Raw genomic sequence first — 18424 nt, forward strand, 5'->3', positions numbered from 1 at the left:
CCCCGATACAGCACCCCGTACAGTGCCAGCCCCGGCCCCCGCCGTCCCCGCTGCCGGGGAGAGACTGGCGTACCGCCTGTTCACCGGCCCCGACGACCGCGCCTTCTGCGAGCGCGTCTCGGCCGCCCTGGCCGAGGGCTATGTGCTGCACGGCGGCCCGGCCGTCACGTCCAACGGCGGCAGCGTCATCGTGGCCCAGGCCGTGGTGCTGCCGGCCGCGATCGCCAGCGCCGATGCCGCCGTCGCCAATGCCGTGGATGACCTGGAGTTCGACGGCGAGGGCCACGCGTGAGCTACGCCGGAGACCTCAGCCCGCAGGAGGCCTGGGCCAAGCTGGAGGACGGCGCCATCCTGGTGGACGTGCGCACCGAGGGCGAATGGGCCCACATCGGCATCCCGGACACCAACGAGACCGACAACGATCCGCTGTTCATCCAGTGGAACCTCGCCGGCGGCATCCCCAACGCGCGCTTCGTGGAACAGCTGAAACAGCAGGCCCCCGAAGAGCCGGGCACCGAACTGGTCTTCCTGTGCCGTTCCGGCGCCCGCTCCATCGCCGCAGCCATCGCCGCGACGGAGGCCGGCTTCACCTCCTACAACGTCCTCGAGGGCTTTGAAGGCGAACCGGACCGCTACGGGGAGCGCACCGTCAACGGCTGGAAGAACCGCGGCCTGCCCACCAACCTCGGAAAGCACTAAGTGGCCTTCAACCCCGATGCCGCCGGCTGGAGCGCCGACACCCAGGCCGTCCGCGGCGGGCTCGACCGCACCGGCTTCCAGGAAACGTCCGAGCCGATCTTCCTGAACTCCGGCTTCGTCTACGAATCCGCGGCCGCCGCCGAGCGTGCGTTCACCGGCGAGGACGAACGCTTCGTCTACTCCCGCTACGGCAACCCCTCGGTGGCCACGTTCCAGGAACGGCTCCGGCTGCTCGAAGGCACCGAGGCCTGCTTCGCCACCGCCTCGGGAATGTCCGCCGTCTTCACGGCCCTCGGCGCCCTGCTGGCCGCCGGCGACCGCGTCGTCGCGGCCCGCTCGCTGTTCGGCTCGTGCTTCGTGATCCTCAACGAGATCCTTCCCCGCTGGGGTGTGGAGACGGTCTTCGTGGACGGCCCGGACCTGGAGCAGTGGCGCGCCGCACTGTCGGAACCCACGACGGCGGTCTTCTTCGAATCGCCGTCGAACCCGATGCAGGAAATCGTGGACATCGCCGCCGTGAGCAACCTGGCGCACGCCGCCGGGGCGACCGTCGTCGTCGACAATGTCTTTGCCACTCCCCTGCTGCAGCGCTGCGGGGAGCTGGGCGCGGACGTGATCGTCTACTCCGGCACCAAGCACATCGATGGCCAGGGCCGGGTGCTCGGCGGCGCGATCCTGGGTACCAAGGAGTTCATCGACGGCCCGGTCAAGCAGCTCATGCGCCACACCGGGCCGGCGCTTTCGGCGTTCAACGCGTGGGTGCTGACCAAGGGGCTGGAGACCATGGCCCTGCGGGTGAACCATTCCTCCGCTTCCGCGCTGCGGCTGGCGGAATGGCTTGAGGAGCAGCCCGCGGTCAGCTGGGTCAAGTACCCGCTGCTGCCGTCGCACCCGCAGCACGATCTGGCCGCCCGGCAGATGAAGGCCGGCGGCACCGTGCTGACCTTTGAGCTCTCCCCGTCCGCCGGGCGCTCGGCGAAGGAGGCCGCCTTCGCGCTGCTGGATGCGCTGCGGATCATCGACATCTCCAACAACCTCGGCGATTCGAAGTCCCTCATCACCCACCCCGCCACCACGACGCACCGCGCCATGGGGCCGGAGGGCCGCGCGGCAATCGGCCTCAGTGACGGCGTGGTGCGCCTCTCCGTGGGGCTCGAGGACATCGAGGACCTGGTCCGCGACCTGGGCCAGGCGCTCAAGCAGGTCTAGGTTTCCTCCGCGAGTTGGCATTTCGCGGCAGTGTTTCCTGAACACATTGCCGCGAAATGCGCACTCGGCGGCGGGCCCGCTCAGCCCTGGCGGATCCGCCTCAGGGACGTCCCCTGGTCAGCCTGGTCGCCCGCGGTTCCCTCCGTGGTCACCTCGACCGCCCGTTCGACGACGGCGGCGAGCCCGCCCGCGTGGAACGGCTCCCGCTGCAGCTGCGAACCCGAGCCCTCCGCCAGGATCCGGCCGACGCCCTCGCGGACCAGATCCAACTCGCCCTGCTCCTCGAGCACGGGGGCCACGAAGTCCACGAGCGACCAGACCACATCCGCGGCCGGGGCCGGAGTGAACGTTCCAAAGTCCAGCAACTCCCCGCGCAGTCCGCAGTTGCTGGCCTGCCAGGCCGCCATCCGCAGCAGCAGGGTCGGCACCGGGGCGGGTTCGACGCCGTCGTTCCATTCCCGGGACGCTGACTCGACCAGGGCACGCACGATCACTGCGATCAGCCCCGCGTCCTCGGCCCGCAGGCAGACATCCGCGACGCGGATCTCCACGGTGGGATGATGCCGTGCCAGCCGGGCGTCGAAATAGACCATCCCCTCGTCCATCAGGACGCCGCTTTCCACGAGCCGGGTCACCACCCTCCGGTAGACGGGAAGGCTGCCGAAGATCATGGTGGGGCCGGACCCGGGCCAGCGGTTCCACGCCTGGGTCCGGTAGCTTTCGAATCCGGTTTCGGCGCCATTCCAGTAGGGGGAGTTCGCGCTGAGCGCTATCAGCACGGCGAGCTTGTCCCGGATCCGGTCCATCACCGCCACGCCTTCCTCCGGGGACTCCACGAGGGTGTGGACGTGAAGGCCGCAGGTCAGCTGGTTCCGGACCGTGAGCCCGAAGCGCTGCTGCATGGTCATGTAGCGCTGCTTCGGCGTCAGGTGGGTGGCGGCGCCCTGCGGAGACGTGGCGAGGGCTGCGATGCGGCCGCCGTGCGCCCGGGCGGCGCGGTCCGCACGGCCGCGGCCCTGCCTGAGCTGCCGGAGCAGCTCCGGGTAGTCCAGGCAGGGGCGCGTCTGGGTTTCAATCTGTTCGAGCTTAAGTTCGTAGCTGAAGTCGGCGCCGTCCTCGTGGACCGGTTGCTGCCCGGGGAGAATCAGGGCGGCGTCCTGCTTAGGCGGGACCAGGACGGGCAGCATGACATCGGCGAGGGCAAGCAGCATCCCCGTTTCGGGATCCACTATGAGCAGTTCTTCCTCCACGCCGAAGGTGCGCATAAATCTATTGTGCGTCAGGAACCCCCAAAACGCTCAAGGTCCAACGCGGGGTCAGATCCGGCCCATGCGGGGCGTCCGGAGGGGCGGGATGTGGCCCCGCGTTGCTTGGAGCTGTTCAGCGGGTTCAGCGCATTCAGTCTTGGAAGTACTCGATCTTCGCGCCGATGGTGTTGAGGCGCTCGGCCAGGTCCTCGTAGCCGCGCTCGATCACGTAGATGTTGCGCAGTTCCGAGACGCCCCGGGCGGCGAGCATCGCCAGCAGCAGGCAGGCCGCGGGCCGCAGGGCCGGCGGGCAGCCAACCTCGGCTGCCCGCCATTTGGTGGGTCCGTTGACGTAGATCCGGTGCGGGTCCAGCAGCTGCACCTGGGCGCCGAGCTTGTTCAGTTCGGTCAGGTAGATCGCGCGGTTGTCGTAGACCCAGTCGTGGATCATCGTCTGGCCCGTGGCGTTAGCGGCGATGACCGCGAAGAACGGCAGGTTGTCGATGTTCAGCCCGGGGAACGGCATGGGGTGGATCTTGTCCTCGGGGGCGCGCAGTTCCGAGGGCCTGGTGGTGACGTCCACCAGCCGGGTCCGTCCGTTGCGGGCCAGGTACTCGCCGGACACTTCGAGCCGCTGGCCCATCTGTTCCAGGGTTGCGAGTTCGATTTCCATGAATTCGATCGGAACGCGGCGGATGGTGACTTCCGAGTCCGTGACGATGCCGGCGGTGATGAGGCTCATCGCCTCAATCGGGTCCTCGGAGGGGAAGTATTCGATGTCGACGTCGACGGCGGGGCGGCCGGTGATCTTCAGCGTGGTGGTGCCCACGCCGTCGATCTGCACGCCGAGCATCTGCAGGTAGAAGCACAGGTCCTGCACCATGTAGTTGGGGCTGGCGTTGCGGATGATGGTGGTGCCGCTGCGGTGGGCGGCGGCCATGATGGCGTTTTCGGTGACGGTGTCGCCGCGTTCGCTGAGCACGAAGGAGCGGTCGTGCCCGTCCGACGGCGGCGCCTGGACGGCGTAGAAACCTGACTTGGCGTCGACGCTGAGGCCAAACTGGCGCAGCGCCTGCATGTGCGGCTGCACGGTGCGGGTGCCGAGGTCGCAGCCGCCGGCGTAGGGCAGCCGGTACTCGCTGGATTCGTCAAGGAGCGGGCCCAGCAGCATGATGACGCTGCGGGTCCGGCGGGCGGCCTCCACGTCCATCGAGTCGAGGTCCAGCACGGCGGGGCGCCGGATCTGCAGGTCGTTGGCGTTGAGCCAGGTGCATTCGACGCCGATGCTGGTCAGCACCTCGACGATCCGGTTCACCTCTTCGATCCGCGCGAGCCGCCGCAGCGTGGTGGTGCCGCGGTTGATCAGGCTGGCGCACAGCAGCGCGACGCCGGCGTTCTTGCTGCTGTTGACGTCCACGGAGCCGGACAGGGTGCGGCCGCCCTCGACCCGGAGGTGCGTCATGGCGGGCCGTCCCACCTTCACGATGCTCCGGCCAAAGATGGTCTCGAGCCGCTGGATCATTTTCAGGCTCAGGTTTTGCTTGCCCTGTTCCATCCGGGCGATGGCGCTCTGGCTGGTTCCCAGCTCGGCAGCGAGCTGCCCCTGGGTCCAGCCCTTCTGGCCGCGGGCGTCGCGGAGCAGGGCTCCGACGTGTTCAGCAGTCTCTTGAGTCATTCCCCGAAAATATCACGCATGATTTATTAACCACTGCAAACCGCGGCAAACCCGCCGGAATGCCGTTAATCTCACAGTGATACCCGTACTGTGCGATAACCAGTGCTACTGCTGCGCCAGGAAGACCATGTTCCAGGTCCCCGCCGCCACGGCAGACGCGACGGCGGCTCCGGCGATCAGCAGGCCGCCCAGGAACACCCAAACGTCCAGGCCGCTGAAAACTGAGGTCCGGGCCCAGGTCCGTTGTGCGCTGCCGAAGCCGCGGGCTTCCATGGTGACGGCCAGGCGCGAGGCGCGCCGGACGGCCTGCACCAGCAGCCCGAAGCTCTGCCCCAGGATGGCCCGCAGCCGCTGCAGCGGGTTCCCGTGCGAGCCCACCCCGCGGGCGCGGCGGGCCATGCCGATGGTCTGCCACTCCTCGGCCATCAGTCCCACAAGGCGCAGCGCGGCGAGTGTGCCGAGAACAAAGCGGTGCGGCAGTTTTGCTTTCTGCGCGAGGGCGTCGGCCAGGTCCGTGGGATCCGTGCAGCTCATCAGCAGGACGGCCGGCAGCGCGATGGCCAGGCCGCGGATCATAAAGCCGAGCCCGAGTTCGAGGGACCCTTCGCTGATCGACCAGATCCTGGCGTCGAGCAGGATGTTCCCGCTGTCCGGCGCCAGGATCGTGGTGCTCCAGCCGCCCAGCGCCGCGGCGAGGATCAGGGGCCAGCCGCGCTGCCAGAGCAGTCCAAGGGTCAGGCCGGCCAGCGGAAGCAGCGCCAGTTCGAAGGCGAGCGCCACCGACGCGGACACCCAGTCGATGGACAGCGCCAGCACCAGGGTGATGAGCATGACGGCGGCGAACTTCGCCAGCGGGTTGGCGCGCGCTAGCAGCGCAGGGTTGCCGCGCAGATTCAGTTCCTGCCTCATGGTGCCTGGACCTTCCCTGGGTTCCGGCGTTCTGGTTCCGGAACTCCCGGCGTCCGGCCAGGTTCCCGGTGTTCCGGGGCGCGAAGGCTCAGTGTGGTGCCGCCCAGGACCTCGCTGAATTCGGCGTCGTGCGTCACCGACACGACTGCGGTGCCGCCGTCGAGCAGTTCGGAGAGGAAGGAGGCCAGTTCGGCCCAGGTGTTGGCGTCCTGGCCGAAGGTGGGTTCGTCCAGGACCAGCACCTGCGGGTGCGCGGCGAGGACGGTGGCCACGGACAGGCGCCGCTTTTCGCCGCCCGAGAGTGTGTACGGATTGGCGTCGACCAGATCAGTCAGCCGCAGCCGCTCCAGCAGTTCGTCGACGCGTTCCCCGCCGCGGCCCAGGTGCCGGGGTCCGAACATCAGCTCGTCCAGCACACGTCCGGTGACGAACTGGTGCTCGGGCTCCTGGAACACGGTGCCGATCCGGGCGATCAGCTGCTGCGCCTTCCACCGGTAGGGATCGATCCCGGCGCCGGCGCTGAGGTCCAGGGCGGCGGACACCGTGCCGGAGACCGGCGCCAGCAGGCCGGCGAGGGTCAGGGCGAAGGTGGACTTCCCCGACCCGTTGGGTCCCGTGATGGTCAGCGCCTCACCGGCGCGGACCTGGGCCGTGATCCCGGACTGTACGGGCTCCGGCGGAATGGGACGGAATCCTCCGCGGAACCCCGCCCGCCGCGGCCGTTCCCGCGAGACGGCCAGGTCCTCCGCGGCCAGCAGCAGCTGCCCCGCGATATTGCCTTGTGCGGCTTCCGGGCCGGTGGCACGTGTGCCTGCGGCCCATGTACCGCGTGCCCGGGTCTGCGGCACGTAGCCGGGTACCCAGACCCCGGCTGCGGTGAGCATGTCCCGTGCCTGCGCCAGGACCAGGTCCGGCGGTCCGTCGATCAGCACAGCGGAATCCGTGGCCGATCCTGGTTGCAGCACCACGATCCGGTCCACGAGGTCCTTCCACACCGAGACCCGGTGCTCCACCACCACCAGGGTGGCTCCGGTCTTGTCCAGGCAGCGGCCGACGGCGTCCCGGACTTCCAGCACTCCGGCGGGGTCCAGGTTGGCGGTCGGTTCGTCGAGCAGGATCAGCCCGGGCCGCATCGCGAGGATGCCGGCGAGCGCCAGCCGCTGCTTCTGGCCGCCGGAAAGGGCCGACGTCGGGTGGTCCAGCGGCAGCCGGCCCAGCCCGACGTCGTCGAGCGCTTCCGCGACGCGTGACCAGATCTCTGCCGGAGGCACGGACAGGTTTTCCGCGCCGAAGGCGACGTCGTCACCGAGGCGGGAGAGCACCACCTGGGTCTCCGGGTCCTGCTGCATCAGCCCGGCACGGCCGCGCCGGGCGCGGGGCGGGGCGCCGTCGATCAGCAGGCTGCCGGACTCGTCCGCGTCCCCGGCCGCGCCGCTGGCAGTAAGGTCAGCGCCGCCGGTCGCACGGCCGGCGTCACCGGCGGAGCTGTCGCCGAGCACCCCGGCCAGGGCGTGGAGCAGCGTGGACTTGCCGGCGCCCGAAGGCCCCAGCAGCAGCACGCGCTCCCCGGGCCGGATGTCCAGGTCCAGGCCGCTGACGGCGGGCCGGAGCCGGCCGGCGTGCCGCCAGCCCCAGCCCCGCGCGGTGATAGCCGCCGGCCGGACGCCGCTGCCGGTGGATGTGTTGGAGGCGGGCATCAGGAAAAGACAGGCTCCGTGGCCGCCTTGCGGGAGGCAAAGGAACTGAGCACACCGGTTCGGGCCAGGCCCCGGGTGGCGATCCACGACAGTCCGCCGGCGATCACGGCGCCGGAGACGGTGGTGAAGGCGATGTAGGCCAGCTTGTCCGCGGCTTCGTAGGCAATGTTCCAGCCCCAAGGCAGGAAGGAATCGTTCAGTCCGCAGAACAGCCCTGCCCCGGCCCCGGCCAGCAGGGACACGGGCAGGTTGAACTTCTTGTAGATGAACGCGGCGAAGACCAGCTCGGCGCCAAGGCCCTGCAGGAAGCCCGAGAACAGCACGGAGGCGCCGTACTGCGAGCCCATGATCAGCTCGCCGGTAGCGGCCACGGTTTCGCAGAACACTGCCGCGCCCGGCTTGCGGATGATGAGCATGCCCAGCACCGCCGGAATCATCCAGCCGCCGGCGTAGAGCCCGGTCAGCGGGGGGTAAACCGCATTGAGCGGGACGGAAACGAGGTTGGCGCCCTGGGACCAGGCCCAGAAGATCACGCCGCCGGCCACCGCGATCAACGCGGCCACCACAATGTCCACCACGCGCCAGTTGTAGCTGCGCCGGGTGCGCGTCTGTTTCGCAGATGCAGCAGATGTATCAGTCATATCGTCCTCCTGAGGAACAGGAGGGGAGAGTGCCCCGGGGCCGCGGCTTCCGCCGCCGCCCCGGGCACTCCGAGAACTCGACTCCCTTGCGCCGGTACTAACCGGATCAGGTTCGAGGGTCTGCGGCTGTCCGCACTCTCAGCGCCCACCTGTGGTTTCCCCGGATTTCTCCGGTGATACCCGACGGCGGCGCTCCCCTGTCGTATTGAAAATAGCCCTTGTGGGCGTGGCCCAGTTTACACCCGGGGTTCCTTGCTTTCCGGGCCCGGCCGTCACAATCCGCCGGCGTCGGCGCCGGTGACCTGCGGACCCCTGCTTGGTAGAGTCGGCAGGGCATGGGAACACCGGACACCGCTGCGGCCTGATGGCCACCCGACGGCGGCTCACTAACGGAAGCTGAATCACGTGACCAACCCACCAGTTCCTTCCCCCGGCTACGATCCGGACTCGACCGAAGCGCAGCCGCACGGATCCCTGGCGGCACTGATCGGCAGGATCCTGGCGGAAATGGACGAACTGCAGTTCCCGTCTTTCAGCAAAGACGACGCCCTGGATCTGGGGCTCCGCCTGGTTGAACTCGGCAGGCAGCGCTCCCACCCGATCGCCATCGACATCACCAAGGGCGAGCAGGTGCTATTCCACGCGGCACTGGAAGGCGCCACCCCGGACAACGAACGCTGGATCAGGGCCAAGCAGCGGACGGCCGTGCGGTACGAGGTCCCGTCGCTGCTGGTCGGACTCCGGGCCCGGTCCGCGGGACGGATGATCGAGGACAACGCCTGGTTCGATGAGAAGGAGTTTGCCGCCCATGGCGGCGCCTTCCCCATCTACGTGCGCGGCACTGGAATGGTTGCCACCGTCACGGTGTCGGGGTTGCCGCAGAAGGCCGACCATGAGCTGGTGGTTGAGGCCCTGTCTGACATCCTCGGCCCCGCCGGGAAATAGCCGGGACGCCTGGCCCGGACGGTTCGCCGCTTCCTGCCGGGTTCCGCGCGGTGTGCCGTTGATCGCCAGCGGCTGAGTGTCCGGTTAGAGTGGTGGGCATGACGTCGGGGGACGCGGCCGCGGAGCCGCTTGTACACATCAAAGACTTCAGGATGGACTTCGGGGACACGACGGTCATTAAAGACCTCTCCTTCGATGTCCGGGCCGGGGAGACCTTCGGATTCCTCGGCAGCAACGGGTCAGGGAAAACGACCACCCTCCGGGCGCTGCTGGGCATCTACCAGCCGACCGCCGGGACCCTCCACATCGGCGGCAAGCCCTTCGCCCCGCAGGACGGTGCCCGGCTGGGATACCTGCCCGAGGAACGCGGACTCTACAAAAAAGAGTCCGTCCTGGACGTCATGGTCTACTTTGGCCGGCTCAAGGGCCTGGACAAAACCCATGCCAGGACCTGGTCGCGGGAGTATCTGGAACGCGTCGGTCTCGCCGACAAGGCGAACACGCGCCTGGACAAGCTCTCCGGCGGACAACAGCAAAAAATCCAGCTCGGCGTGACCATCATGAACGACCCCGAGCTGCTGATCCTGGACGAACCCACCAAGGGGTTCGACCCGGTCAACCGGCGCCTGCTGATGGACATCATCGAGGAACAAAAACTCGCCGGCGCGACCGTCATCATGGTCACGCACCAGATGGAGGAAGTCGAACGCCTCTGCGACCGGGTGATCCTGCTCAAGGACGGCACCTCACGCGCCTACGGCACCGTCGCGGACGTCCAGGAACAATTTGGCGGGACCGTCTACCGGCTCACCTACGTCGGAACACTGCCGCCCTCTGCCCTGTACGACATCGTCACCGACGCTGGGGGCGCCGCTGAACTCTCCCCCGGCCCCGGCGCGGACGAAACGGCGGTCCTGCGCGAACTCATCGACCACGGCGTGGCCGTACAGTCCTTCACCACCGCCAGAACATCCCTGGACGAGGTCTTCATCAAGGTCTACGGCGAGAACCACGAAATGGCGGAGGTCTAGATTTCAATGGCACAACAAACATCCACCCAACTCCCGCCCGAATCCCCCGCCCCGGCGCCGTCCACGCCGGTACCGCCGAAACGGCCCTTCGCGCGGCACAACCTCCGCACCGTCGTGGACTTCGAAGTCACACGCACCATGAAAAAGCGAGGCTTCTGGATCGCGACCCTGTCCATCCCGGTCATCATGGCGATCGTTTTCGCGCTCATCTACATGAGCAACTCCTCCACCGCAGCCAGCGAAGACGCCCAGAAAACCGCCGCCATGACCTTCACCTACACCGACGACTCCGGCCTCATCACCCCGGACATCGCCACGGCCATGGGCGGAACGAAAACCACCGACCCCGACACCGCGCTCCAGGACGTCAAGAAGGGACTGACCGAGGCGCACTTCGCCTACCCCGCCGACCCAGCCACGCAGCCGGTGAAGGTCTACGGCACAGACAAGGGGATCTTCGAGAACGGCAAGTACGACGCCGTCGCCAAACAGCTCCTTACCGCCTCAGCCCAAGGCGCGATCGGCTCCCCGCAACTCACCGCAGCGGCCAGCGGCGACGTGACGACCGAGACCGAAACGTTCAAGGACGGCCAAACCACGGGCGGGTTCGGCTCCGCCATCCCGCCGCTGATGTTCCTGGTGATTTTCTACGTCTCGATAATTCTGCTCTCCAACCAGATGCTCAACAGCACCCTGGAAGAGAAAGAAAACCGGGTCACCGAGATGATCCTCACCACCCTGAACCCCACCACGCTGATCACCGGCAAAGTCATTGCCTTGTTCATGGTGGGTCTCATCCAGATACTGGTCTTCCTGACCCCGATCGTTATGGCGTTCCTCTTTTTCCGCGACAAACTCGCCATCCCGGACCTCGACCTGTCGATGATCAGTTTTGAGCCCGGAACCATCATCGTCGGGGCGCTGCTGCTCCTGGGCGGATTCACCGTCTTCACCGGCGTCCTGGTCGCGATCGGCGCCATCATGCCCACCGCCAAAGACGCCGGCACAATCTTCGGGCCCCTGATGGCCTTGATCTTCGTCCCGTTCTACGCGATCAGCCTGATCATCTCCGACCCGCGCGCCCCCATCGTGCAGATCTTCACGTACTTCCCGCTCTCGGCCCCCGTGACCGCCCTTCTCCGCAACAGCTTTGGCACGCTCAGCCCGCTTGAGTCCACGATCATCATCGCCGAACTGTTCATCGCCGGATTCCTCATCCTCCGGCTCGCAGTCCACCTCTTCCGGTACGGGTCCATCCAATACTCGAGCAAACTCTCCATCGCCGAGACCTTCCGGAAACGCACCGCACCAGCCCGGAAATGACAGCACACCGACGACGGCAAGGGGCGTAGTTCTCAGCACGCTGCGCCTTGGCTGGACCGCCGGTCCGGGAACGCTAGGCTAGGGGCAGCCCTGTTTCCTCCCGCAAGGAGTTGCGAAGAATGAACATTTTCATCAAACTGCTCGGCACCGGCATCAGCCTGTTGGCCGGCTTCCTTGGCACCAAGCTCGTTGACAGCGTCTGGGAAAAATCCACGGGGAACAAGCCGCCCAAGGGCAACGACGACGACGTGCCCACCACGCTGCGCTCGGCCCTGACCTTCGCGCTGATCTCAGCGTCCGTCAGCGCCATCATCCAGGTCCTCGCCAACCGCGGCACCCAGCGCGCGATCACGCGCTTCGCCAAGACTCAAGACGTGGTTTAAGGCGCCTGCTTAAGGCGCCTCGTTCAGGCGCCTGGCTTGGGGCGGGGTCCGGCCGCTACCGCCGGCCGGTGACCTCGTCGCCGTCGTCGGTGAAACCGTCCGTACCCGCCGCCTGCTGCACCACAGCCTCCAGTTCGTCGGTGCTGAGAAGCTCCGGGTGCAGGTGTTTGGTGCGGTAACCGGCCCGGCCCACCATGTGCGCCGACACCGGCACCGTCAGCAGCTGGAAGATCCAGGCCACCACCAGCACCGGCCACACCCACCAGGTGCGCATTTGGAGGCCCAGCGCGAACAGCAGCAGGAACAGCCCCAGCACCTGCGGCTTGGTGGCCGCGTGCATCCGGGTCATGAGGTCCGGGAAGCGCAGCAGCCCCACCGCCGCCGCGAGGGACATCAGCGCGCCGACCACCATAAAGACCGCCGAGACGGCGTCGATCACCGTATCGCCGGAGAACGTCTCAGGATTCACGGGGCTGCTCCCTTCGGTCGGCGACGAACCGGGCCACAGTGACGGAGCCGACAAACCCGATGAGTGACACTGCCACCAGCAGCATGAGGTTGTTCAGGTGCCGGTTCACGGCCATGTCGATGCACAGCGCCGCTCCCAGGATGGCCAGCAGCACGTCCGCGGCCAGCACCCGGTCCAGGAGCGACGGGCCCCTCGCGATCCGGATGATCGCCCCGCCGGCGGCCAGTGACAGCACGACGGCGGTGACGGTCAGGACAAGCTGCATCATGGCGCCAGCTCCTGGTTGAGGGCGGACAGTTCGGCTTTGGTGCCCATGATCCTGATCAAACCGGCCTCAGTGTTGCGGACGTCTTTGCGGAACTGCGCGGCGTCTTCGGCGTTGCGGACGTTGATGCCGTGGATGTAGAGCGTTGACGTGGAGCGGTCCACTTCCACCACCAGCGAGCCGGGGATCAGCGCGGTCACATGCCCCGTGGCGGTGACCAGCAGGTCGGAGTGGCTCCGCAGCGGTACGGCGACGACGGCGCTGATGACCTTGGGGCCTTTGGCCACTGCCAGGAACAGGACCTGGAAGCTCGCCACAACCACTTTGCCCAGGAACATCAGGGCGAACGGCACCGCACGCAGCACGTTGAAACGCCCGCCGAGTTCCACCGGGGGCAGGTAGAACAGCCGGGCCACCAGCACCGCGATGAGGGCACCGAAGAGCAGGTTTCCCGGGCTGAAGTTCTGCCACAGGGCGCCCCAGACGATCACGAGCCAGACCAGGAGCGGCAGTTCCTGGCGCAGGGATATCCGTTTCCGGCTCATTTGCGCTCCTCCCCGCTCGCCGGCGGCACGCCGGCGGGGTCCGGGCCGGGCTGGGAGAGCGCCGGGACCGGCGCGCCATCGCCGAGGACCGCGTGGATGTAAGAGGTCCGGTCCAGCATCTCGACGGCGGACTGGTCCGCCACCCGGAACAGCGGCCCGGCAAAGACCGTCAGCGCGACGCCGAAAATCACCAGTCCCAGCGTGGAACCCACCATGGTCCGCGGCAGGAGGGTGACGTTGCTCTGTCCGGCCCGGTCGCCCCTGGCCGAACCGGCGGGATCCGCCAGCAGGACCGGGTCGGGGTGTTCGGCGTCCTCGGGTTTGCGCCAGAAGGCGCGGTTCCAGACCCTCGCGATGGCCAGCAGGGTCAGCAGGCTGGTCAGCACACCGCCGATCACCAGCGCGTAGGCCAGCGGCGTTCCGAGCTGGACGCCGGCCTGCAGCAGGCCCACTTTGCCCAGGAAACCGGAGAACGGCGGGATGCCGGCCAGGTTCATGGCGGGCACGAAGAACAGCACCGCCAGCAGCGGGGACAGCTTGGCAAGACCGGCGACGCGGTCCATCGAGGAGCTGCCGCCGCGGCGTTCGATCAGGCCCGTGACCAGGAACAGGCTGGTCTGGATGGTGATGTGGTGGGCGACGTAGAAGACGGCGGCGCCCAGCCCGGCCACCGATGACATCGCCAGGCCGAACACCATGTAGCCGATGTGGCTGACCAGGGTGAAGGATAGGAGTCGTTTGATGTCGCTCTGGGCCAGGGCGCCGAGGATCCCCACCACCATGGTCAGCAGGGCGGCGACCATCAGCGGCGTATTGAACGTGTCGCCCGGGAACAGCAGCGTTTCGGTCCGGACCATCGCGTACACACCCACCTTGGTCAGCAGGCCGGCGAACACGGCCGTGACCGGGGCCGGCGCCGTCGGGTAGGAGTCCGGCAGCCAGAAGGACAGCGGAAACACGGCGGCCTTGATCCCGAACGCCACGAGCAGCATGACGTGCAGCAGGTTCCGGGTGCCGGGATCCAGCTCGGCGAGCTTGAGGGCGAGGTCGGCCATGTTGATGGTTCCGGTGGCCCCGTAGATCATGGCGATCGCGATCAGGAAGAGCACGGAGGACACCACCGAGACCACCACGTAGGTCACCCCGGCCCGGATCCGCGGGCCCGTTCCGCCGAGCGTCATCAGCACATAGCTCGCGGTCAGCAGGATCTCGAAGCCCACATAGAGGTTGAACAGATCCCCGGAGAGGAAGGCGTTGGACACGCCGGCCACCAGGATCAGGTAGGTGGGGTGGAAGATCGAGACCGGAGCGTCCTCGTCGCCGTCCGCCATGCCCTGCCCGGTGGCGTAAATCAGCACGGCGAGGCTCACGGAGGAGGACACCACCAGCATCAGTGAGGAGAACTGGTCCACCACCATCACGATGCCCCAGGGCGGGAGCCACCCGCCGATGTTGACCGCCGCGGTGCCGCCGTCCCAGACGGAGGCCAGCAGCCAGCACTCAAGCAGCAGCGTCACGGACAGGACCCCGATGCTCACGGTCCGCTGGGCCCGCGCATGCCGGATCAGCAGGAAGGTCAGCGCGGCGCCGAGGATGGGGAGGAGGACGGCGAGCGGGGCGAAACTGGCAATGTTCATTGTCCGCCTCCTTCCTGCTTGGGTTGATTCACGTTGAGGGAGCCGGGTTGCTCCTCCGACGCCGTCTCGTCGGCCTCGAGCTTGTGGTCGCCCACCTTCACGGTGGCGCCGGAGGCGCCGTCGGCACCGTCCGGGCTGTTGGATATCGCGTCGCCGTCCCCGCCGATCATGGTCAGCGGGAATTCGGAGGTTTCCACCGGAATCACGGAGTCGTCCTCAGCGTCGAAGCTGGGGGTCTTGGCGACGCGGCGGTCTTCGGCATCGTCCTGGATCTCGTCCTGGCGGGCCAGTACCCAGGTGCGGTAGATCAGGCCGAGCATAAACGCCGTGACGGCGAAGGAGATCACGATCGACGTGAGGATCAGTGCCTGGGGCAGCGGGTCGCTGTATTCGCCGGGGCCGGTGTCCTTGCTGAACAGCGGCGCCAGGCCCGCGTACCCGCCCGTCGTGAGGATCAGCAGGTTGGTGGCGTTGGTCAGCATCATCAGGCCCAGCAGGACCCTGGTGAGGCTGCGTTCCAGGAGGAGGTAAATGCCGCAGGCATACAGTGCCCCCATGACCGTCAGCAGGGTCAGGTTGACGCTCATGCTTTCCCCTTGGCTGTGGTTTCGGCCGGGATGTCGCCGGCTTCCTGGTCTTCGGACGGCTCCGCCGGGTGTTCCTCGAAGTGCTCATCGATCTCGGCGCCCAGGCTGCGGAGGACATCCAGGGCCAGGCCGACGACCACGATGTACACGCCGATGTCGAAGATGGTGGAGGTGACGAACTTGACGTCGCCAAAGACCGGCAGCCAGAACTCGAGAATGGCGGTCTGGAACACCTGTCCGCCCAGCAGCAGCGGCGCGACACCGGAGGCCGCGGCCGTGGCGAGGCCGATGCCCAGCAGCGCGCCGGCACTGACCGGGGTGGCTTCGCGCAACTCGAAACGGCCGCCGGCGAGGTAGCGGATGGTGAGCGCCAGCCCGGCAGTGAGGCCGCCGGCGAAGCCTCCGCCGGGGAGGTTGTGGCCGGCCAGCAGGAGGTAAATCGAGAAGACGATCATCGAGTGGAAGATCAGCCGCGTGACCACTTCGAAGATGATCGAGCGGCGTTCCGGCGCCAGGGTCCGGCCCGCAACGAGCCACGCATCGCGGCTGGAGGCGGCAAAGCGGCGGCTCATGGCCAGCGCGGCGTCGTCGCGGGTGTTGCCCCGGCCTACTGCGCCGGGCTTCCGGCGCCCGACGGTGCCCTCAGCGACGCTCGACGATGCACGGCTCCGGTCGCCGCGGCCCCGGACGAAGATGAGGCTGGCGACGCCGGTGGCCGCCAGGGCCAGGACGGAGATCTCGCCGAAGGTGTCCCAGGCCCGGATGTCCACGAGGGTCACGTTGACGATGTTCAGCCCGCCGCCTCCCTCGTACGCCAGCTGCGGGAATTCGAGCGAGACGGGCGCCGCCACGCGGGCGCCGAGGGCGTAGATGGCGGCGAACACCATCGTGATGCCGAAGGCGGCGCCGATGATCACGCGGACCACCCGGTACCGCCCGCCGGTGCGGTCCCGGAGCTCCGCGGGGAGGCTGCGCATGGCGAGGACGAAGGCCACCAGGATGATGGTCTCCACCAGCATCTGGGTCAGCGCGAGGTCCGGGGCGCCCTGCAGCGCGAACATCAAGGCGATGCCGTAGCCGGTGACGGAGACCATCAGGACGGCCAGGAAGCGCTTGTTGGCGCGCACGGCGGCGAGCGCGCCGATCACGATCCCGGCGCCCACCACGATCTGCAGCGGCGCGTTCGGGTCGATGAAGTAGAGGTCTCCCGGCAGCGGCTTGTTGGCCATCACCAGCGCGGTGAGCGGCAGGACGAACGCCACGGTCAGGATGACGGACAGGTAGAAGTACAGCGAACCGCGCTGTGTCCGGCCGGTAATCCAGACGGCGACGTCGTCGAGGGCGCCGATGGTCAGCTGGTAGGTGCGGTCGCCGTCGATCCAGCCCGGAACCAGGCCCTGGAGCCGGGCGACGGCATTGCGGCCGTAGAACATGGCCAGGCCGAGTGCGAAGGTGATCGCGGTGAGCCCCAGGGCGGGGGTCAATCCGTGCCACAGCGCCAGGTGGCCGGCGGCGGCCGCCACGTCCTCGCCGGCGGGCACGAACAGAGCCGCGTACGGCTGGATCCAGCCGTCCACCGGGGCGGGCCACAGGCCATAAATGATCGTCAGCAGGCTCAGGATGGCGGGGGCGGCCAGGAAGGCCGGGTTGATCGGCTTGAACGGGGTGGCCTCGACGCCGGGCTTGACGGCGAAGGCGCCCCACATGAACCGTGCACTGTACGCGAAAGTCAGGATGGACCCCAGCACCAGGCCGACAAGGATGACCGGCCCCCACAGGCCCGCGGCGGGGTCGGACGCGTAGTGGACGAAGGCCTCGAAGACGGATTCCTTGGCGACGAAACCGGCCAGCGGCGGGATGCCCGCCATCGAGGCGGCTCCGATAGCGGCCACGATCGCGAGGGCACGGGAAGACCGGTAGACGCCGGAGAGCTTGCGGATGTCGCGGGTTCCGGCCTGGTGGTCAATGATGCCCACCACCAGGAAGAGGGTGGCTTTGAAGAGCCCGTGCGCGAGGAGCAGCGCGAGCCCGGCGAGGGCCGCGTCGGGTGTGCCAAGGCCAACCACCATGGTCAGGAACCCGAGCTGGCTGACCGTGCCGTACGCCAGGATGAGCTTGATGTCCGTCTGCCGCAGCGCCCGGTAGCCGCCCACCAGCATGGTGGCCAGGCCCAGGCCGAGCACCACCGGGTGCCAGAACGTGGTTTCCGCGAAGCCGGGGGCCAGCCGCGCCACGAGGTAGATGCCGGCTTTCACCATGGCCGCGGCGTGCAGGTAGGCGCTCACCGGGGTGGGGGCCGCCATGGCGCCGGGGAGCCAGAAATGGAACGGGACCAGCGCGGATTTGGTGATCGCGCCCACCAGGATGAGGACGACGGCGGCTGCCACGGCTCCGGAAGCCGGCCCGGTGGTGAGGGCCGGCGCCTGCTCGAGGATGGTCGAGATCCGGTAGGTGCCGGCGGTGAAGCCCAGGATGATCAGGCCCACCAGCATGGCCAGGCCGCCGGCGGTGGTCACCACGAGGGCCTGCAGCGCGGAGCGCCGCGCTGACAACCGGGTCCGGGCGTAGCCGATCAGCAGGTAGGACAGGACGGTGGTCAGTTCCCAGAAGATGAACATCAGGAGCAGGTCATCGGCCGTCACCAGACCGAACATGGCACCGGCGAAGGCCAGCAGCTGGGCTCCGAACCCGCCGAGGTAGTCGTCCTTGTCCTTGAAATACCGGGCGCAGTAGACCAGGACCAGCGCCCCCACGCCGAGGACCAGCAGGGACATGACCCAGGCCAGGGCGTCCAGCCGGAAGGCGAGTTCGATGTGCAACTCGGGGATCCACGGCAGGACCTCGGATACGGCGTTGCCGACTGCCGTGCCGGTAACGTTGGCGTCCGAGTAGACGGCGCCGTGCTGGAGGAGCAACCAGACGAACGAGACGGCCGGCACCGCTGCGAGGACGAAAAACGAATTTCGGCCGAACTTCCGGAACAGAAATGGCGCCACAGCAGCCACCGCAAAGTGCACGGCAAGGACTGTGATCACTGTTATCTCCGCAACGTCAGGGTTTCGATGGTCAATAAGTTGGAGCAGGCGGCGCATTCGTTAGGTTCAGTCCAGACAGTTTACCAAGCGTTGACAAATTCTTTTCGCAGGGTTTCTTTCGCACGGT

18 protein-coding genes and 1 riboswitch are annotated in these 18424 nt (G+C 67.8%); of the genes, 7 read left to right on the forward strand and 11 right to left on the reverse strand.

Features of this window, described 5'->3' with window-relative positions; genetic code table 11:
- The first annotated feature begins 22 nt into the window (after positions 1-22).
- Genes AC1DC5_RS17000 through AC1DC5_RS17010 form a run of 3 tightly spaced genes read left to right on the forward strand, consistent with a single transcriptional unit; the run spans position 23 to position 1908 of the window.
- Positions 23-292, forward strand: coding sequence for a DUF1737 domain-containing protein (locus AC1DC5_RS17000; RefSeq protein ID WP_441406266.1), 270 nt, complete (start codon positions 23-25; stop codon positions 290-292).
- Complete coding sequence (locus AC1DC5_RS17005; protein ID WP_476865922.1) at positions 289-699, forward strand: rhodanese-like domain-containing protein; 411 nt, start codon at positions 289-291, stop codon at positions 697-699. The genes AC1DC5_RS17000 and AC1DC5_RS17005 overlap by 4 nt, the downstream gene beginning before the upstream one ends.
- Positions 700-1908, forward strand: a complete 1209-nt coding sequence (locus AC1DC5_RS17010; protein WP_476865923.1) for an O-succinylhomoserine sulfhydrylase — start codon at positions 700-702, stop codon at positions 1906-1908.
- Between the two features lie 80 nt (positions 1909-1988).
- Here the strand turns inward: AC1DC5_RS17010 and AC1DC5_RS17015 are convergent, their stop codons facing one another.
- The 5 genes from AC1DC5_RS17015 to AC1DC5_RS17035 form a co-directional block, all read right to left on the reverse strand.
- The gene (locus tag AC1DC5_RS17015; RefSeq protein ID WP_441406213.1) at positions 1989-3173 is read right to left on the reverse strand and encodes a glutamate--cysteine ligase; all 1185 of its coding nucleotides are present in this window, start codon (positions 3171-3173) and stop codon (positions 1989-1991) included.
- A gap of 133 nt (positions 3174-3306) precedes the next feature.
- Positions 3307-4830 carry a UDP-N-acetylglucosamine 1-carboxyvinyltransferase gene (locus AC1DC5_RS17020; RefSeq protein WP_476865924.1) on the reverse strand — a complete coding sequence of 508 codons (1524 nt, stop codon included), beginning with the start codon at positions 4828-4830 and terminating at the stop codon, positions 3307-3309.
- 105 nt (positions 4831-4935) lie between these two features.
- A complete protein-coding gene (locus AC1DC5_RS17025; protein ID WP_476865925.1) occupies positions 4936-5739 on the reverse strand; it encodes an energy-coupling factor transporter transmembrane component T family protein in 804 nt (267 codons plus the stop codon).
- Positions 5736-7436 carry an ABC transporter ATP-binding protein gene (locus AC1DC5_RS17030; protein ID WP_476865926.1) on the reverse strand — a complete coding sequence of 567 codons (1701 nt, stop codon included), beginning with the start codon at positions 7434-7436 and terminating at the stop codon, positions 5736-5738. The genes AC1DC5_RS17025 and AC1DC5_RS17030 overlap by 4 nt, the downstream gene beginning before the upstream one ends.
- On the reverse strand, positions 7436-8077 hold the full coding sequence (locus tag AC1DC5_RS17035; RefSeq protein ID WP_441406217.1) for an ECF transporter S component: 642 nt from the start codon (positions 8075-8077) through the stop codon (positions 7436-7438). The genes AC1DC5_RS17030 and AC1DC5_RS17035 overlap by 1 nt, the downstream gene beginning before the upstream one ends.
- 65 nt (positions 8078-8142) lie before the next feature.
- Positions 8143-8286, reverse strand: a riboswitch (TPP riboswitch).
- 196 nt (positions 8287-8482) lie between these two features.
- On the opposite strand from AC1DC5_RS17035, the gene AC1DC5_RS17040 reads away from it, so the two are divergent.
- The 4 genes from AC1DC5_RS17040 to AC1DC5_RS17055 all read left to right on the forward strand — a co-directional run bounded on the left by AC1DC5_RS17040 (position 8483) and on the right by AC1DC5_RS17055 (position 11759).
- Complete coding sequence (locus tag AC1DC5_RS17040; protein WP_476865927.1) at positions 8483-9022, forward strand: heme-degrading domain-containing protein; 540 nt, start codon at positions 8483-8485, stop codon at positions 9020-9022.
- 98 nt (positions 9023-9120) lie between these two features.
- Positions 9121-10053, forward strand: coding sequence for an ABC transporter ATP-binding protein (locus AC1DC5_RS17045; RefSeq protein ID WP_476865928.1), 933 nt, complete (start codon positions 9121-9123; stop codon positions 10051-10053).
- A 6-nt stretch (positions 10054-10059) separates the two neighbouring features.
- On the forward strand, positions 10060-11376 hold the full coding sequence (locus tag AC1DC5_RS17050) for an ABC transporter permease (protein WP_476865929.1): 1317 nt from the start codon (positions 10060-10062) through the stop codon (positions 11374-11376).
- A gap of 119 nt (positions 11377-11495) precedes the next feature.
- Positions 11496-11759 (forward strand): DUF4235 domain-containing protein, encoded by a 264-nt coding sequence (locus tag AC1DC5_RS17055; RefSeq protein WP_441406221.1) that lies wholly within the window; start codon positions 11496-11498, stop codon positions 11757-11759.
- Positions 11760-11814: 55 nt separating this feature from the next.
- Here the strand turns inward: AC1DC5_RS17055 and mnhG are convergent, their stop codons facing one another.
- From mnhG to AC1DC5_RS17085, 6 genes are read right to left on the reverse strand one after another with little or no spacing between them, the layout of a single operon-like run.
- Positions 11815-12228, reverse strand: a complete 414-nt coding sequence (mnhG, locus tag AC1DC5_RS17060) for a monovalent cation/H(+) antiporter subunit G (protein WP_476865930.1) — start codon at positions 12226-12228, stop codon at positions 11815-11817.
- Complete coding sequence (locus AC1DC5_RS17065) at positions 12218-12496, reverse strand: MrpF/PhaF family protein (RefSeq protein ID WP_224047824.1); 279 nt, start codon at positions 12494-12496, stop codon at positions 12218-12220. The genes mnhG and AC1DC5_RS17065 overlap by 11 nt, the downstream gene beginning before the upstream one ends.
- Complete coding sequence (locus AC1DC5_RS17070; protein WP_476865931.1) at positions 12493-13038, reverse strand: Na+/H+ antiporter subunit E; 546 nt, start codon at positions 13036-13038, stop codon at positions 12493-12495. The genes AC1DC5_RS17065 and AC1DC5_RS17070 overlap by 4 nt, the downstream gene beginning before the upstream one ends.
- On the reverse strand, positions 13035-14675 hold the full coding sequence (locus AC1DC5_RS17075) for a Na+/H+ antiporter subunit D (protein WP_476865932.1): 1641 nt from the start codon (positions 14673-14675) through the stop codon (positions 13035-13037). The genes AC1DC5_RS17070 and AC1DC5_RS17075 overlap by 4 nt, the downstream gene beginning before the upstream one ends.
- The gene (locus AC1DC5_RS17080) at positions 14672-15262 is read right to left on the reverse strand and encodes a Na(+)/H(+) antiporter subunit C (RefSeq protein WP_476865933.1); all 591 of its coding nucleotides are present in this window, start codon (positions 15260-15262) and stop codon (positions 14672-14674) included. Before AC1DC5_RS17080 ends, AC1DC5_RS17075 begins: the two co-directional genes overlap by 4 nt.
- Complete coding sequence (locus AC1DC5_RS17085; protein ID WP_476865934.1) at positions 15259-18297, reverse strand: Na+/H+ antiporter subunit A; 3039 nt, start codon at positions 18295-18297, stop codon at positions 15259-15261. The genes AC1DC5_RS17080 and AC1DC5_RS17085 overlap by 4 nt, the downstream gene beginning before the upstream one ends.
- Positions 18298-18424 lie beyond the last annotated feature (127 nt).

The sequence above is a fragment of the Arthrobacter sp. 10L424 genome, assembly GCF_056395325.1.

Coding starts and splice junctions, on each gene's coding strand:
- AC1DC5_RS17015 (WP_441406213.1), bottom strand. CDS start 3,173: ATGCGCACCTTCGGCGTGGAGGAAGAACTGCTCATAGTGGATCCCGAA.
- AC1DC5_RS17020 (WP_476865924.1), bottom strand. CDS start 4,830: ATGACTCAAGAGACTGCTGAACACGTCGGAGCCCTGCTCCGCGACGCC.
- AC1DC5_RS17025 (WP_476865925.1), bottom strand. CDS start 5,739: ATGAGGCAGGAACTGAATCTGCGCGGCAACCCTGCGCTGCTAGCGCGC.
- AC1DC5_RS17030 (WP_476865926.1), bottom strand. CDS start 7,436: ATGCCCGCCTCCAACACATCCACCGGCAGCGGCGTCCGGCCGGCGGCT.
- AC1DC5_RS17035 (WP_441406217.1), bottom strand. CDS start 8,077: ATGACTGATACATCTGCTGCATCTGCGAAACAGACGCGCACCCGGCGC.
- AC1DC5_RS17045 (WP_476865928.1), top strand. CDS start 9,121: ATGACGTCGGGGGACGCGGCCGCGGAGCCGCTTGTACACATCAAAGAC.
- AC1DC5_RS17050 (WP_476865929.1), top strand. CDS start 10,060: ATGGCACAACAAACATCCACCCAACTCCCGCCCGAATCCCCCGCCCCG.
- AC1DC5_RS17055 (WP_441406221.1), top strand. CDS start 11,496: ATGAACATTTTCATCAAACTGCTCGGCACCGGCATCAGCCTGTTGGCC.
- AC1DC5_RS17065 (WP_224047824.1), bottom strand. CDS start 12,496: ATGATGCAGCTTGTCCTGACCGTCACCGCCGTCGTGCTGTCACTGGCC.
- AC1DC5_RS17070 (WP_476865931.1), bottom strand. CDS start 13,038: ATGAGCCGGAAACGGATATCCCTGCGCCAGGAACTGCCGCTCCTGGTC.
- AC1DC5_RS17075 (WP_476865932.1), bottom strand. CDS start 14,675: ATGAACATTGCCAGTTTCGCCCCGCTCGCCGTCCTCCTCCCCATCCTC.
- AC1DC5_RS17080 (WP_476865933.1), bottom strand. CDS start 15,262: ATGAGCGTCAACCTGACCCTGCTGACGGTCATGGGGGCACTGTATGCC.